The following is a 14,147-nucleotide window of genomic DNA, read 5'->3' on the forward strand; positions in this document are numbered from 1 at the left end:
GGACAAGACCATGACCAAGCCCATCTCCCCTCTTCTGCCGATCGCCTATTCGAAGGAGGTTGCCAGCGCCAAGCAGCGCGGCGCGCCGCTGGTGGCGCTGGAATCGACGATCATCACCCACGGCATGCCCTATCCCGGCAATATTGAGATGGCCCGCAGCGTCGAGACGATCATCCGTGAACAGGGAGCGGTGCCGGCAACGATCGCCGTCATTCATGGCACGTTGCATATCGGTCTTGAAGCCGCGGAATTGGAACAGCTCGCCAAGGCGACCGAGGTGATGAAGGTGTCGCGCGCCGATCTCGCCTTCGCGATCGCCGAGCGCCGCACCGGCGCCACCACGGTCGCGGCGACGATGATTGCGGCAGCGCGCGCCGGCATCCGCGTCTTTGCCACAGGCGGCATCGGCGGCGTACATCGCGGCGCCGAGGAAAGCTTCGATATATCAGCCGACCTCGAGGAGCTCGCCCGAACCGGCGTCATCGTCGTCTGCGCCGGCGCCAAGGCGATTCTCGACATTCCGAAGACGCTGGAAGTGCTGGAAACCCGCGGCGTGCCTGTCGTCACCTATGAGAGCGAGGAATTCCCCGCCTTCTGGTCACGCTCCTCGGGCATATCAAGCCCGCTGTCGCTGAACAGCCCGGCCGCCATCGCCAATTTCCAGACGGTGCGCGAACAGCTCGGTGTCGACGGCGGCATGCTCGTCGCCAACCCAGTGCCGGAAGTCGACGAAATCCCACGCGAGGAGATGGAAATCTATATCGAGCGGGCGCTGGATAGCGCCGAGCGCGACGAAATCACCGGCAAGGCTGTGACGCCCTATCTGCTCTCGACCATCTTCGACCTGACGGACGGCCAGAGCCTGAAAACCAATATTGCGTTGGTGGAGAACAATGCGCGGCTTGCCGCCGAGATTGCGGTGGCGCTGCGGAATGAGGATTGACGGGTAGGTCGGTATGGCCGTGACAGATAGATGGTGCCGAAAAAGCCCCTCTGCCTGCCGGGCAGAGGGGCTGGCACGGCACAACCGTGCCAGAGGCGATGTGTGGCACGCCCTCTCTCGGGCGCACCCCACTCACCCGTCCAACGTTTCCTTCACCACAACAGCGAGCTGCTTGAGCGAGAAGGGCTTCGGCAGGAAGCCGAATTTCGCATCCGGCGGCAGGTTGCGGGCAAAGGCATCTTCGGCATAGCCGGAGACGAAGATGAATTTCATGTCGGGATAGGTCTTGCGCAGCTCACGCAGCAGCGTCGGCCCATCCATTTCGGGCATGACGACGTCGGAGACGACGATATCGACCTTGCCGTCGAGTTCTTCCATGATGCTGAGCGCCTCGACGCCCGAGCCCGCCTCGTGTACGGTGTAGCCGCGCGTTTCCAGCATGCGCTTGCCGCCGCGGCGCACCGCCTCCTCGTCCTCGACGAGCAGGATGACCGCCGATCCCGTCAGATCCTCCGGCTGCTGTGTCGCCGGCGCCTCGGGCCGCACGCCGATCTCGGCGATGGCGCTGTCGATGGAACCTGCTTCGGCGGCGACCGCCGGCTCAGGGATGTGGCGCGGCAGGAACACCCGGAAGGTCGTGCCCTTGCCGACTTCGGATTCCGGCTGGATATAACCGCCCGACTGCTTGACGATGCCGTAGACCATGGCGAGGCCAAGGCCGGTGCCTTTGCCGACATCCTTGGTGGTGAAGAAGGGCTCGAAGATCTTGTCCATGATCTCAGGCGCGATACCGGTGCCGTTATCGGCCACCTCGATCAGCACCATGTCCTCGGCCGGCATGTAGGAATAGTTGAAGGCGGAGACCTCGGCGGCGGTCAGGTTTTTGGTGCGCAGCGTCAGCGTGCCGCCCTCGGGCATCGCATCGCGTGCATTGACGCAGAGATTGATCAGCACCTGCTCGAACTGCGAAAGGTCTGTTTTGACAGGCCAGAGGTCGCGGCCATATTGCACGTCGAGCTTGACGTTGGTGCCGGAGAGCAGCCGGTCGACCAGCATGCGCAGGTCGCCGACGACATCGGTGAGGTTCAGTACCGAGGGCCGCATCGTCTGCTTGCGCGAGAAGGCGAGCAGCTGGCGCACCAGCACGGCGGCGCGGTTGGCGTTGCGCTTGATCTCCATCAGGTCGGCGAAGCTGGCATCGGCCGGCCGCGCCTGCAGCAGCAGATGGTCGGAGGACAGCAGGATCGCCGTCAGCACGTTGTTGAAATCATGCGCGATGCCGCCGGCGAGTGTGCCCACAGCATTCATCTTCTGCGTCTGCGCCATCTGCGCTTCCAGCGCCTTCTGCTCGGTCACCTCGACGGCATAGACGATCGCCGCCTCCTCGGGCGCCTCGTCGCTCTGGTCGATGACCGCGTTGACATAGAAGCGGAAATAGCGCGCCTCGTCGGTCGGCGTCCGGGTATCGATGGGCGCGATATCGCCCTGCCGATCCTTGGCCGCCGCCAGCGCCTCGGCAAGCTGCGGCCGGTCGCTCTCCTGCACGATGGTTTCGAGATGCGGCGCCTTTTCGAGATCGTCGCGCGAGACGACGCCGGAGAACAGTTTCAGGAACGGTGCGTTGGTCCGCAGAATGCGCCCGTCGCCGTCGACCGAGGCGATCGCCATCGGCGTGTTGTTGAAGAAACGGGTGAAGCGCATGGCGGCGGCAGAAGCCGACTGGCCGCCGGCCTCGCTCTTTTCACGCGCCAGCACAATCGTCCGGCTTTCGCCGGGTGCGCCATCGCGCATCGAGGTGACGCTGTGGATGATCTGCACCGGCAGGCTCTGGCCGTTGGTCTTGCGCAGGTCGAGGTCGAGCGTCACGGTCTTCTTCAGACCCGGTTCGGCCTGCACCGACTGGATCAGCGCCAGCCCCTCGCCCGCCACGACGTCGCCGATCGTCATCGAGCCCGGCACGAACTTGGTGAGGTCGAGGCTCAGCCACTCGGCAAGCGTCGCATTCAGATAGAAGATCTCGCCCTTCCTGCCGGCGGAAAAGAAGCCGGCCGGCGCATGGTCGAGATAATCGATCGCGTTCTGCAATTCCTTGAAGAAGCGCTCCTGGTCGTCGCGCTCGGTGGTGATGTCGGTGATCTGCCAGATCTGCAGCGGCCTGCCGCTATTCTCCTCCGGCTGCAGCAGCCGTGCCTTCAGCCGGTACCAATGCGCGCCGGAGCTGTTGCTGCCTGGCCCGACGGCGCGCAGCAGCCGAAATTCCTCCCGGCCTTCCTTGCCCTCGCGCAGCCCGTTGACCAGCCTGTAGAGCGCTTCATTGGATTCGCGGTGACGCGACAGCAGCGTTTCCAGCGTCTGCACCTCGGTCGCCTTGCGCGCGCCGGTCAGCGCGCCATAGGCGGCATTGGCATAGATGATCCGGCCCTTTTCGTCGGTGATCAGCGTCCCGTCGGGATGGCTGTTGAGGAAGGCGCGCGCCAGGCTGTCGGACTGGCGCTGCGGCATCACCTCGATGAAGCCGATGACCGAAGACACCAGGAAGAAGATGCCGACCATGGCGAGCACGCCGAGACCGCCGAGCACGATCTCGTTGTCGAGCGACTTTTTGAAGAAGACGAAGCCCCCGGCGGCAGCAATCAGCACGAGCGCCAGCAGCAGAATGCGCAAAACCGTGCCAGAACGCCCCCCACGATCCACAAGCGGTGCGTTATAATCGTCGGCCTGACGCGGTTTCGTCATGTATTCCTCACATAAGCCCCTCCCGCTTCGTAGCACGAACACAAAGCGGGAATCAGGCACTCTTTCCTTCTTAGCAATTTGCCGCGTCGGCAAAAACACCGGCAACCGGCAAGACTGCTTGAATTCACAGGCAACAGCGCCATCTGCCCCTGAAGCCCAAAGCGGCCGCCCCTGCGCAAGGTCGCTGGGCGCCAGGCAGCTGAACACGAAATCGCGTTCTCCCGTGACTGGACAGCATGGGCGGCCCTTGCCTAAGGAACGGAAAAGTCGTCAATATGTGCCGAAATGCGAAATGGAGTAAGTGACTATGTTGGATGATGTTGTCGGAGCTTATGGCAGTCGTTTCCTGCTTGCAGCCGGTGGCGTCGGTCTGGCGCTTCTCCTGCTCATCCTCGTGCTCTGGGTGATCCGCAGCCGGGCGCCCTCGCCTTTCGTGCGCGGCGGCCGCAACCGCCAGCCCCGCCTGCAGGTGCTGGATGCCGCTGCCGTCGATGCCCGCCGCCGGCTGGTGCTGGTGCGCCGCGACGACGTCGAGCACCTGATCATGATCGGCGGCCCGAGCGATATCGTCATCGAAAGCCGCATCCTGCCCGCCGCGGCAACCGAACAACCGGAAAGCGTCAACCGCCCGCAGCCCATCGAGCAGCGCCCGATACCCGTCGCGCGGCCGGAAACGCCGCCGGTCGCTCCGCCGCGCCCGCCGGTCGCTGCCCGTGTCGAGCCGGCCGCCGAGCCCTCTTTCTCCTCGCCGGTCCCGCCAGAGCCGCGCTCGCGCCCGGAATCATCGGCTCAAACATCGGCCCCGCCGGCCGTTGCGCCGCCGGTGGTCACGAGCCCGCTTCCGGCAGAGCCGGTGACAGCTCCACTGTCGGCCGAACGCGACAATCCTCTGCGCGCCGCTCCGCCCCAGTCGCGCCCGCCGGAGCGTCCCGCCGTTCCCCCAGCCGCGCAGCCCGCACAGTTCCATGATACCGCGAGTGCAGCCGAGATTCTCGATGCCGCCCGCCAGCGCGTGCTGCCGCAGCAGCGCATCGAACCGGAGGTCTCCGCCCCGCCTGTCCAGCACGTGCCGGCGGCAGCACGCGCCGCGCCTGTTACGGCCGAGGACGATGCGGCTGCGCAGTCGGCAGCGGCGATCCGTCATGATTTCCAGCGCGTGCTGGAAGAGGAGATGTCGAGCAATCTGACGGCCGAGCGCATCGTGCCGGCGCCGGCAAACCAGGAACCCCGCCAAGCCGCGCCGCAGCCGGGCAACCTGCCGCGCCGCGATCCCGAGCTAGCTCCCATCACCGGAGCCGATACGGAACTGCAGAAGGAAGTCGCCCGCATCTTCGGCGAGATGAGCGTCAATCGCGACAAATGAGGGCAGACACGCCGGCCTTCATCACCAAGTTGCATAAAAGCCGCAATGCTGCGGCTTTCAGTTCGCGTACGGCTCGGGGGCTCCCCTTGATGCCGATCATTTGTTATCTCTGAAGTCGAAGAGCTTTGGTGCATTCGAGGTAACACTTTGCCTAAGTAAATACCGGTCTCACTCCAGTTTCACCCGTACTGCCGCAAAGCGACACGCTGGCGGCATACGAACATGTTCATCGGGTGGTGGCGAGAGACCGGTTTGGCATTGTTACAATGTGCCATGTGCAGCTCCGCTGTCTCAGCTCTTCAGCCGCCCACAACATCGCCACACCGCGCCCGCAAGGGTTTTCTCATGCACCATCTTGGTGGACTTCCGAACGGAAGACCAAGACGGTATGTGCAATACGCTTCGGGTCCGATGGACCATTATTCCCAAGACAGCTCCCCAGCCCTGGTTGGCCTGCGGCGGATGCGGGGGCCTCAGAGCTTTCCAACCCAGCGGCAAGATCCGGCTCAACGCCAACGGTCGCAAGCTCGACGCCTAGCTTATCTACAAATGCCTGACCTGTGAAAGAACATGGAACCGGCCAATCCTCGAGCGCCGCAATGTTCGCGACATCGATCCTCAAGTCCTTGACGCGTTGCAATCCAACGATCCCGGCTGGATCCGGGCAGAAACCTTCAACCTCGATGCTCTCCGGCAGAAGTCACGGCGTGTGGACGAGTTTGCCGAATTTGACATCAAAAAAGAGATGCAGAGCGACACGGCGAATTGGACGAGATTGGCAATCGAACTGATGGTCCCGTTTCCAACGAGCACACGCCTCGACCGTCTGCTGGGCTCCGAACTGAAAGTGTCACGCTCGCGGCTGCAGGCTCTGCATGATCAAGGCATGGTTCGGACAGATCCTGACCGAGCAGGCGTCATGCGGCGGCGGATCAGGAATGGCACCCTTGTCGTGATTGACCTCGCCATGGAGGCCGACCGAGAGCAATCTTGGAAAGCTCTGGCAGCAGGAGATCCGCTATAATAGTGGAACTCCGTCGCGGAGGCTCGATCTCGGGCCTTCGTGACTATCGAAAAAGGCGCCGCGATCGGGATCGCGGCGCCTGTTCTGCTCTCATGCCTGCATGAAAACTCTTATTCGTCGCGATAGACTTTTTCGCGACGTTCGTGACGCTCCTGCGCCTCGATCGACAGTGTCGCGATCGGGCGGGCGTCGAGACGTTTCAGGCCGATCGGTTCGCCGGTTTCCTCGCAATAGCCGTAGGTACCGTCTTCGATGCGCTGCAGTGCCGCGTCGATCTTCGAAATCAGCTTTCTCTGTCTGTCACGGGCGCGAAGTTCGATCGCCCGGTCCGTTTCCGACGACGCCCGGTCGGCGAGGTCGGGATGGTTTGCGCTTTCCTCGGCCAGATGGTCGAGCGTCTCGCGCGCTTCTCTAAGGATATCGTTTCTCCATGCAACCAGCTTGGCCCTGAAGTAGGCACGCTGGTTTACGTTCATGAACTCTTCCTCTTCCGAGGGAACGTAATTGCTAAGATCGATCTTCTCACTCAACGCGATTCTCCTGAAGAACATCTCATCTGGCCGGGTGTATATCCCAAGCGCTAGTCGCGATTCAAGCCAAATACGACAGGTAAACAGATTTTTAAATCTGTTACAATTTTCGGCTAACGATCTATTTTGTCATGGTTATTCCGATTGCCGTTTTTTGCTTCGCCTTCAAAACGCCGTGTTATCGGCCACGTTTCGGGCAGTTGCGACATGGCTGGCGATTGACGGCGGCCAATCGCAACCGCTACTGAAAAGACCCCGCCCGATCCTGGATTTGCCCATGACCGTACCGCTGCCTCCGCCCAACCGCATCTATCTCCTGCGTCATGCCGAGGCCAGCTGGGCCGAACCCGGACAGCGCGATTTCGACCGGCCGCTGAGCGAAAAGGGCTTTGGCGATGCCGAGATCATCGCCGACAAGGCCGCCGACAAGGGTTATCGTCCCGATCTCCTGATCAGTTCGACAGCGCTGCGTTGCCGTGACACGTCAGGCGCCGTCCACCGGGCGATGGGCGTCGCGCTCGAGGTGCGTTATGTCGATGCGCTCTACAACGCCACGGTCGATACCTATCTCGAGATCGTCGATGCACAGGATGAGGCGGCCGTCATGCTGGTCGGCCACAATCCGACCATGGAGCAGGCGCTGGAGACGTTGATCGGCCATGACGCGATGGTAAGCGCCCTTCCCGGCGGCTTCCCAACCGCAGGCCTTGCCGTCGTCGATTTTGACGCTTCGGCCTCTGTCTGGCGCCTCACCGATTTCGTGGTCGTCTGAAGTCTTTCACGCCGCTCTTCTTTTGCGGGCGGCGCGCCCTCCCTATATTGCGGGGCAGTCACCAACCGGAATCGCGCCTTGCCGCCACGCCTGACATCCTTTGCCGATGACGCCCGCATCGCCTTCGACAATCTCGCCGACCGGGCGAGCGGCCTCGTCAATCCGACCGTGCGGCTCGGCGTCACCGGCCTCTCCCGCTCCGGTAAGACGGTCTTCATCTCCTCGCTGGTCCACAATCTCCTGCATGGCGGCCGCCTGCCGCTGTTCGAGCCGGTGCAATCCGGCCGGGTCTCGGCGGTGCGGCTGGAGCCGCAGCCCGACGATGCCGTGCCGCGCTTCCAGTACGAGGACCATATCCGTGCGCTGGTGAAGGACCGCATCTGGCCGGATTCGACCCGCGCCATATCGGAACTGCGCATCACGCTGGATTACCAGAGCGCCAGCGGCTGGAACCGGCTGTTTTCCCCCGGCCGCCTGTCGATCGATATCGTCGATTATCCCGGCGAATGGCTGCTCGACCTGCCGCTGCTCGGCAAGGATTACCGCACCTTCAGCGAGGAAACCATCGCGCTCGCCGAAACCGGCGTCCGCTCGGAGCTGTCGCGTGAGTGGCTGGCTCTGACGCGCGCCGCCGATATCCACGCCGGCGCCGACGAGATGATCGCCCGCGACCTCGCCACCGCCTTCGCCGATTATCTCAAGGCCTGCAAGGCCGATGAACGCTCGCTCTCCACCCTGCCGCCCGGCCGCCTGCTCTTGCCCGGCGATCTGGATGGGTCGCCAGCATTGACCTTCGCGCCGTTGGCGCTGCCGTCGGACGGACGTCCTGGGCGCGGCTCGCTGTGGACGATGATGGAGCGGCGCTACGAGGCCTACAAATCGGTCGTCGTCAAACCCTTCTTCCGTGAGCATTTCGCCCGCCTCGACCGCCAGATCGTGCTGGTCGATGCGCTGCAGGCGATGAACCGCGGCCCCGAAGCCGTACAGGATCTGGAACGCGCGCTGACCGATGTGCTCGCCTGTTTCCGCCCCGGCACCAATTCGCTGCTCTCCTCCCTGCTTGGACGCCGCATCGACCGCGTGCTGGTCGCCGCCACCAAGGCCGATCACCTCCACCATGAAAGCCATGACCGGCTTGATGCGCTGACCCGCCGCCTGGTGGATCGCGCCATCGACCGCATCGGCATGGCGGGGGCCGGCATCGACGTCATGGCGCTTGCCTCCGTCCGCGCCACTCGCGAGGCGACCGTCAAGCGCGATGGCCACGAGCTGCCTGTCATCGTCGGCACGCCGATGGACGGCGAAACCCTTGCCGGCGAACGCTTCGACGGCCAGAGAAAGACCGCGATCTTCCCCGGCGACCTGCCGGAGGATCCGGAAAGCCTGTTCGACCGCATTGCCTCGGGTGTAACAGGCCTGCAGCTGCACGATGTCAACGTCGTCAGGTTCCGCCCGCCGCAGCTTGAGGAAACCGGCGGCGGCATCAAGCTGTCGGTGCCGCATATCCGCCTCGACCGCGCCATGCAGTTCCTGTTCGGAGACCGTCTCGCATGAGCAAGCCCCCGTCCGATCCGCCGCGCCGCGCACCCGCCGCCTTCACCTATGAGGACGAGGTCACCCAGCCGCGAGACAACGGCAGGCAGGCAGAGCAACGGCGCAAGCCGGAAAGTTTCTCCGAACATATCATCGTGACGCGCGATGAGGACGATCCCTTCCTCAATCCCGACAAGGATCTGAGCGCAGTTCCGGTTGCCACGCCGCGGAAACGTCGAACCTCCTTCGGCAAGATTGCCGCCGGCGCCTTCGGCATCCTGCTGTCTCTCGCCATTGGCCTCTGGACCGACAGCCTGATCCGCGATCTCTTCACTCGCGCCGACTGGCTGGGTTATGCAGCCCTTGCCGTGCTCGCCGTCGGCATCCTCGCCGTGCTTGCCCTGGTCGTCCGCGAAACTGTGGGCATGATGCGTCTTGCTGCCGTCCAGGCGATCAAGGCCGAAGCAGACGCCGCGATTCTCGAAACCCGGCCGGCGAAGGCGCGCGCCGTCGTGGCGCGCCTCACCACCCTGCTTTCCGCCAATCCCGAGACATCGAAGGGCCGCGCAACGCTGAAAGCGACCGAGGGCGAGGTCATCGACCCCCCGCATCTGATTGCGCTCGCCGAACGCGAACTGCTTGCTCCCCTCGACCGCAAGGCCCGCGCGCTGATCGTCAATGCCTCCAAGCGCGTCTCGATCGTCACCGCCGTCAGCCCGCGTGCCGTGGTCGACCTGCTCTACGTGCTCTATGAGGCCGTGCGCCTCATTCGCGCCATGGCCGAACTTTACGGCGGCCGGCCCGGCACGCTGGGCATGTTCCGCCTGCTGCGCGACGTGCTGGCGCATCTGGCCGTCACCGGCTCGATCGCCGTCGGCGACAGCCTCGTCCAGCAGGTGCTCGGTCACGGGCTGGCCTCCAGGCTCTCGGCCCGACTGGGAGAGGGTGTGATCAACGGCCTGATGACCGCCCGCATCGGAATCGCGGCCATGGATCTCTGCCGTCCGCTTGCCTTCCGGGCCCTGAAGCGGCCGGGAATCGGTGATTTCATCGGCGATCTCACCCCGTCCATGTCGCCGCGCGGCAACAATCCTTGAGCGACACAGCGATTCCGCGTCTTTCGCCTCCCCTTGCGTAACGTTGAAGAAATTTCAGTGAATTCAGAGCTCTAGCGACAGTATTTTAAAATCTCCGGCGCCTGAAATTCCTGTCTTTCCGCGCATTTCGGCACAATTGAAAGGAAGGATTAACCATTCTTCGGCAAAACTTGCACCCAGTTCGTGAGTGGTGTTTGCCAAGGAAAATCCATGTATTCGCGCAAGTTTCTCATCGTATGCGGCCTGGCCGCCGCGGCATTGTCTCCCGTCGCAGATGTCGCTCCGGCAGCCACTGCTGCAACCCGTGACAAGGCCTTCTTCGATTCGGTCGCCGGCTCCTGGAAAGGCCCCGGCGAAATCGTCGCCGGCAAGTACAAGGGCACGAAATTCACCTGCAACCTGATCGGCGAACCCACAGGCGACAGCAGCGCCGGCATCAAGCTCGACGGCACCTGCCGCGTTGGCGTCTTCAAACAGCCGATGACTGCCGTCATCTCGCAGTCGGGCTCGACCTACAAGGGCAAGTTCCTGGACGGCGCCGCCGGCAAGGGCCTTGACGTCGTCTCCGGCGCCGTCTCCGAGGATACCGTCGTCGTCGGCATCAACCGCGCCAAGCTGAACGGTGCGATGATCGCCCGCGTGCGTGACGACAAGACGATGAACGTCACCGTTTCGGTCAAGGTCGAAAGCCAGATGATCCCGGTGATCGGCCTGACGCTGACCCGCCAGGTCGACGAGATGGCCGTCGGCTCGATCCAGTAGAGAAACCGCGCAGCGGATTTTCCTGAAGCGGCGGGGTTTCCCGCCGTTTTCCGTTTCAGCGTCTCTGCTTCAGGCGCTCCGCCACCAGTCGCGGCTCTCGTCCGCAATCTCGATGCCCGTCACCTCGGCATCATCAAGCCAGTCACTGACCGCCCTGCCCCTGACGAGAAGGCCCGGCGCGATATCGGCGAGCGGCATCAGCACGAAACCGCGATCGGTCATGCGCGGATGCGGCAGTTCCAGCCGCCGTGCGTCCTGGATGACGTCGCCATAGGTCAGCACGTCGATATCGAGCGTGCGCGGCCCCCAGCGCTCGATGCGCTCGCGTTTCATCTCCCGTTCGATCGACAGGCAGACATCGAGCAAAGCCTCGGGCTCCAGCCGGGTCTCAACTGCGGCGCAGGCATTGAAGAAGAAGGATTGATCCGTCTTGCCCCAGGGCGGCGTGCGATAGAGCCGCGAGACCGCCGTCACCTGGCAGTCGTCGCGTCCGTCCAGCCTTTGCAGCGCGCCCGCCATCGCCTTCACCGGATCGCCGATATTGCCGCCGAGACCGAGTGTGGCGGATTGCAATGCGGCCTCAGGCAAAATGCTCAACGCTCACCTGCACGAAATCGAGTACGCCCGGCACCGGCGCGTTCGGCTTGCGCACCGTGATTTTCGCCCGCCGGATTTGCGGGAATGTCTCGCAGAGCCCCTTGGCGATATCGAGCGCCAGCGCCTCGATGAGGTAGCGCCGCTTGCCGGTGACGATCTGCTCGATCACGGTGAAGGCAATGCCGTAATTGACGGTATCGTTGATCGAATCGCTTTCCAGCGCCTCGCCGGCGACGACATCGAGCTCGGCATCGACGAAGAAACGTTGGCCGAGGAATTCCTCCTCGTCATGCACGCCGTGGCGCGCAAAGAAGGCGCAGTTCTGCAGCGTGATCGTGTAGGTGGTCATGTCGGCCGCTTCCTCTCGAATTCCTGGCGTGCATTCAGCATAGCATCGGCGATATCAAGCGCATCCCTGTTGATTGCGACATTGTGCACGCGGAAAACCGCAGCCCCTTGAAGCCTGAGCAGCGCGCTCGATGCAGCCGTCGCCACATCCCTGTCTGCCGCCTCACGCCCCGTCACCGCACCGAGGAAGCGTTTGCGCGACGTGCCGGCGAGCAGCGGCAGGCCGAAGCGGGAAAGTTCGGAAAACCGCGCCATCAGCTCCAGGTTTTCCTCCGCCGTCTCCTTGGCGAAGCCGAAGCCCGGATCGAGCACGATCCGGTCGCCGTTGACGCCGGATGCAGCGGCGATCGCAAGCGAGCGTTCGAGGAAATGCACCTGATCGGCAATCACGTCGGTCAGTTTTACCCTGTCGCGGCCGGTATGCATGATGCACAGCCCGGCTCCGGTCACTGCGGCAATATTGGCGATATCGGGCTCCTTCTGCAGCCCGAAGACGTCATTGACGATATGGGCGCCGGCGCTGATGGCAAGCCGCGCCGTCTCGGCGCGATAGGTGTCGATGGAGATCAGCGCCTGGGTGCGCCCGCGCAATGCCTCGATGACGGGCAATACGCGCGCCTGCTCCTCGGAAGGACTGACGGCTGCTGCGTTCGGCCGGGTCGATTCGCCGCCGATGTCGACAATGCCGGCACCCTCGCTCACCGCCCGCAGCGCCTGTTCGACCGCGGCATCGACGGTTTCAAAACGTCCGCCGTCGGAAAAGGAGTCCGGCGTCACGTTGATGATCGCCATGATCGTCGAACGACGGCCAAGTTCGATCTCCCGGCCATGGCCGACACGCCATATGCTGCCTTCGAGCCCTGTCACCAGACTTATCCCATTGATGACGAAAAAAGCGCCATCCGATATTGCGCTTGTGGTGGCTATGCCCCAAGCTCCGGTCGATTTCAACACGGGTTGCGTTCAGAATGCCGCTTGCAGTGCGTTATATGGTCTTCCCTATCGCCTTTTCCATTGCTCTTTCCCTCTGCAGCCCCGTGGCAGCCGAAGTGATCGCATCGAAAAGCTATTCCTATTTCGACATTCGCGGCAAAACCGCGGATGAACTCGACCGCGAACTCAGCCGGCGCGGCCCGACGGCGAGCGGCTCCTCGGCGCGCCATCCCGGCGCCACGAAGATCCGCTTCGGCGGCGAGGCAACCTATATCCAGGATAACGGGCGCTGCCGCGTCGGCAACGTCAAGGTCACGGTCCACACCCAGATCATCCTGCCGCGCTGGAGCAGCCGCAAGGGTGCCAGCAAGGAGCTGTCGATGATCTGGGACGCCCTGTCGAGCGATATCAAACGCCATGAGGAGCGCCATGCCGAGATCGCCCGCGATCAGGCCCGCGCCATGGAGCGCGCCATTCGCGCGCTGCCGCAGCAGCGCAGCTGCGAAGCCATGCAGGAACTCGTCTCCGACGAATCAGCACGCGGTATAGAGGAGCACGATCGGCAGCAGGCGCGATTCGACAGGGTCGAAGCGGTCAACTTCCAGAAGCGCATGCTGAGATTGCTGAATAATCGAATCAACGGTCGAACCGGCGCAAAATAGGGCTTTTTCAATCAGCTTGCGAGCAGGAAACCTTAGCTGCACAACGAAACTTGTGCGAAACTTGCGCTCTCCCCAGCGATTGAATGGTCATTTTTCATCCTGGCAGACTCAACCGGAACGCGTTAATATGAACACATTCGAAAGTCCAGGTACGACACCAAGTACGGCACCTGCACTTTCATCGCTGGGTTCTCCTGGCGCGTTCCGAAGCCTCGGATGTTCCTCCCTCATCCGAAGGTAATGCGCCCGCCTCGCCTCGCTCGCTCCAGCGCGCGAGGCGTCTTTTTTGATATCGGATGTTTCGGCGACGTTTGAAGCGGATGTGCTTCAGGCCTGGCGTTCCGGCACGTGCACCACGAGCCCGTCATAGATGGCCTTCATTCGGATCTGACAGGACAGCCGCGAAGTCGGGCGCACGTCGAAGGCGAAGTCGAGCATATCCTCTTCCATCGCTTCCGGCTGACCGACCTTCTCCGTCCACTCCTCATCGACATAGACATGACAGGTCGCGCAGGCGCAGGCGCCGCCGCATTCGGCCTCGATGCCGGGCACCGAATTGCGCACGGCGTTCTCCATCACGGTGGAGCCTTGGTCGACGTCGAGGTCGAAGCGCGTGCCGTCGAAGGCGACGATGGTAAGTTTTGGCATCGGGACTATTTCCGGTCTTCAGGTGGGTGGGCGGATTTTTCTTCCGACAATTCGACGCGACAGTCAACATTGGGGACATCCGCCATAGCCTCGCAGATCGTGCCTTCGCCCGCCATCTTCAAAGCGTCATTCGGGACGTCGCAAAAAGACCCGCGGTTCCGCAATGGAACAACGGGGCTTCGTTCGGAGGGGATTCAAT

The 14,147-nt window shown here is 63.1% G+C and carries 13 protein-coding genes and 1 pseudogene; 8 read left to right on the forward strand and 6 right to left on the reverse strand.

All coding sequences use genetic code 11. The features are described from left to right. Window positions 1-10: 10 nt before the first annotated feature. Window positions 11-943 (forward strand): pseudouridine-5'-phosphate glycosidase, encoded by a 933-nt coding sequence (locus EEQ99_RS18855; RefSeq protein WP_063475220.1) that lies wholly within the window; start codon window positions 11-13, stop codon window positions 941-943. 132 nt (window positions 944-1,075) lie between these two features. On the opposite strand, the gene cckA is transcribed toward EEQ99_RS18855, so the two are convergent. Further along, the gene (gene cckA / locus EEQ99_RS18860; RefSeq protein WP_047610036.1) at window positions 1,076-3,679 is read right to left on the reverse strand and encodes a cell cycle histidine kinase CckA; all 2,604 of its coding nucleotides are present in this window, start codon (window positions 3,677-3,679) and stop codon (window positions 1,076-1,078) included. Between the two features lie 301 nt (window positions 3,680-3,980). Between cckA and EEQ99_RS18865 the strand changes: the two genes are divergently transcribed. Further along, window positions 3,981-5,042, forward strand: a complete 1,062-nt coding sequence (locus EEQ99_RS18865; RefSeq protein ID WP_097543653.1) for a flagellar biosynthetic protein FliO — start codon at window positions 3,981-3,983, stop codon at window positions 5,040-5,042. A gap of 388 nt (window positions 5,043-5,430) precedes the next feature. After that, window positions 5,431-6,066: pseudogene (locus EEQ99_RS18870) on the forward strand (DUF1062 domain-containing protein). 110 nt (window positions 6,067-6,176) lie between these two features. Here the strand turns inward: EEQ99_RS18870 and dksA are convergent. Continuing rightward, window positions 6,177-6,596, reverse strand: a complete 420-nt coding sequence (dksA, locus tag EEQ99_RS18875) for an RNA polymerase-binding protein DksA (RefSeq protein ID WP_017964517.1) — start codon at window positions 6,594-6,596, stop codon at window positions 6,177-6,179. 277 nt (window positions 6,597-6,873) lie between these two features. Here dksA and EEQ99_RS18880 point away from each other — a divergent pair, with 277 nt between their 5' ends. From EEQ99_RS18880 to EEQ99_RS18895, 4 genes are all read left to right on the forward strand, one after another. Then, entirely contained in the window at window positions 6,874-7,368 is a 495-nt protein-coding gene (locus tag EEQ99_RS18880) for a SixA phosphatase family protein (protein ID WP_047610040.1), read from the forward strand. A gap of 78 nt (window positions 7,369-7,446) precedes the next feature. Next, a complete protein-coding gene (locus EEQ99_RS18885) occupies window positions 7,447-8,922 on the forward strand; it encodes a YcjX family GTP-binding protein (RefSeq protein ID WP_127430915.1) in 1,476 nt (491 codons plus the stop codon). After that, window positions 8,919-9,998, forward strand: coding sequence for a YcjF family protein (locus EEQ99_RS18890; protein WP_127430916.1), 1,080 nt, complete (start codon window positions 8,919-8,921; stop codon window positions 9,996-9,998). The genes EEQ99_RS18885 and EEQ99_RS18890 overlap by 4 nt, the downstream gene beginning before the upstream one ends. A 210-nt stretch (window positions 9,999-10,208) precedes the next feature. Next, on the forward strand, window positions 10,209-10,760 hold the full coding sequence (locus tag EEQ99_RS18895) for a hypothetical protein (protein ID WP_027667695.1): 552 nt from the start codon (window positions 10,209-10,211) through the stop codon (window positions 10,758-10,760). 69 nt (window positions 10,761-10,829) lie between these two features. On the opposite strand, the gene folK is transcribed toward EEQ99_RS18895, so the two are convergent. Genes folK through folP form a run of 3 tightly spaced genes read right to left on the reverse strand, consistent with a single transcriptional unit; the run spans window position 10,830 to window position 12,572 of the window. Then, a complete protein-coding gene (gene folK / locus EEQ99_RS18900) occupies window positions 10,830-11,348 on the reverse strand; it encodes a 2-amino-4-hydroxy-6-hydroxymethyldihydropteridine diphosphokinase (protein ID WP_174824478.1) in 519 nt (172 codons plus the stop codon). Continuing rightward, on the reverse strand, window positions 11,341-11,706 hold the full coding sequence (gene folB / locus EEQ99_RS18905; protein WP_027667693.1) for a dihydroneopterin aldolase: 366 nt from the start codon (window positions 11,704-11,706) through the stop codon (window positions 11,341-11,343). The genes folK and folB overlap by 8 nt, the downstream gene beginning before the upstream one ends. Next, entirely contained in the window at window positions 11,703-12,572 is an 870-nt protein-coding gene (gene folP, locus EEQ99_RS18910; RefSeq protein ID WP_097622380.1) for a dihydropteroate synthase, read from the reverse strand. Before folP ends, folB begins: the two co-directional genes overlap by 4 nt. 101 nt (window positions 12,573-12,673) lie before the next feature. Here folP and EEQ99_RS18915 point away from each other — a divergent pair, with 101 nt between their 5' ends. Next, window positions 12,674-13,300, forward strand: a complete 627-nt coding sequence (locus EEQ99_RS18915; RefSeq protein WP_047610052.1) for a DUF922 domain-containing Zn-dependent protease — start codon at window positions 12,674-12,676, stop codon at window positions 13,298-13,300. A 327-nt stretch (window positions 13,301-13,627) separates the two neighbouring features. On the opposite strand, the gene EEQ99_RS18920 is transcribed toward EEQ99_RS18915, so the two are convergent. Next, window positions 13,628-13,948, reverse strand: a complete 321-nt coding sequence (locus tag EEQ99_RS18920) for a 2Fe-2S iron-sulfur cluster-binding protein (protein ID WP_047610054.1) — start codon at window positions 13,946-13,948, stop codon at window positions 13,628-13,630. Window positions 13,949-14,147: the final 199 nt, after the last annotated feature.

The organism is Rhizobium anhuiense, assembly GCF_003985145.1.
Classification (GTDB): domain Bacteria; phylum Pseudomonadota; class Alphaproteobacteria; order Rhizobiales; family Rhizobiaceae; genus Rhizobium; species Rhizobium anhuiense.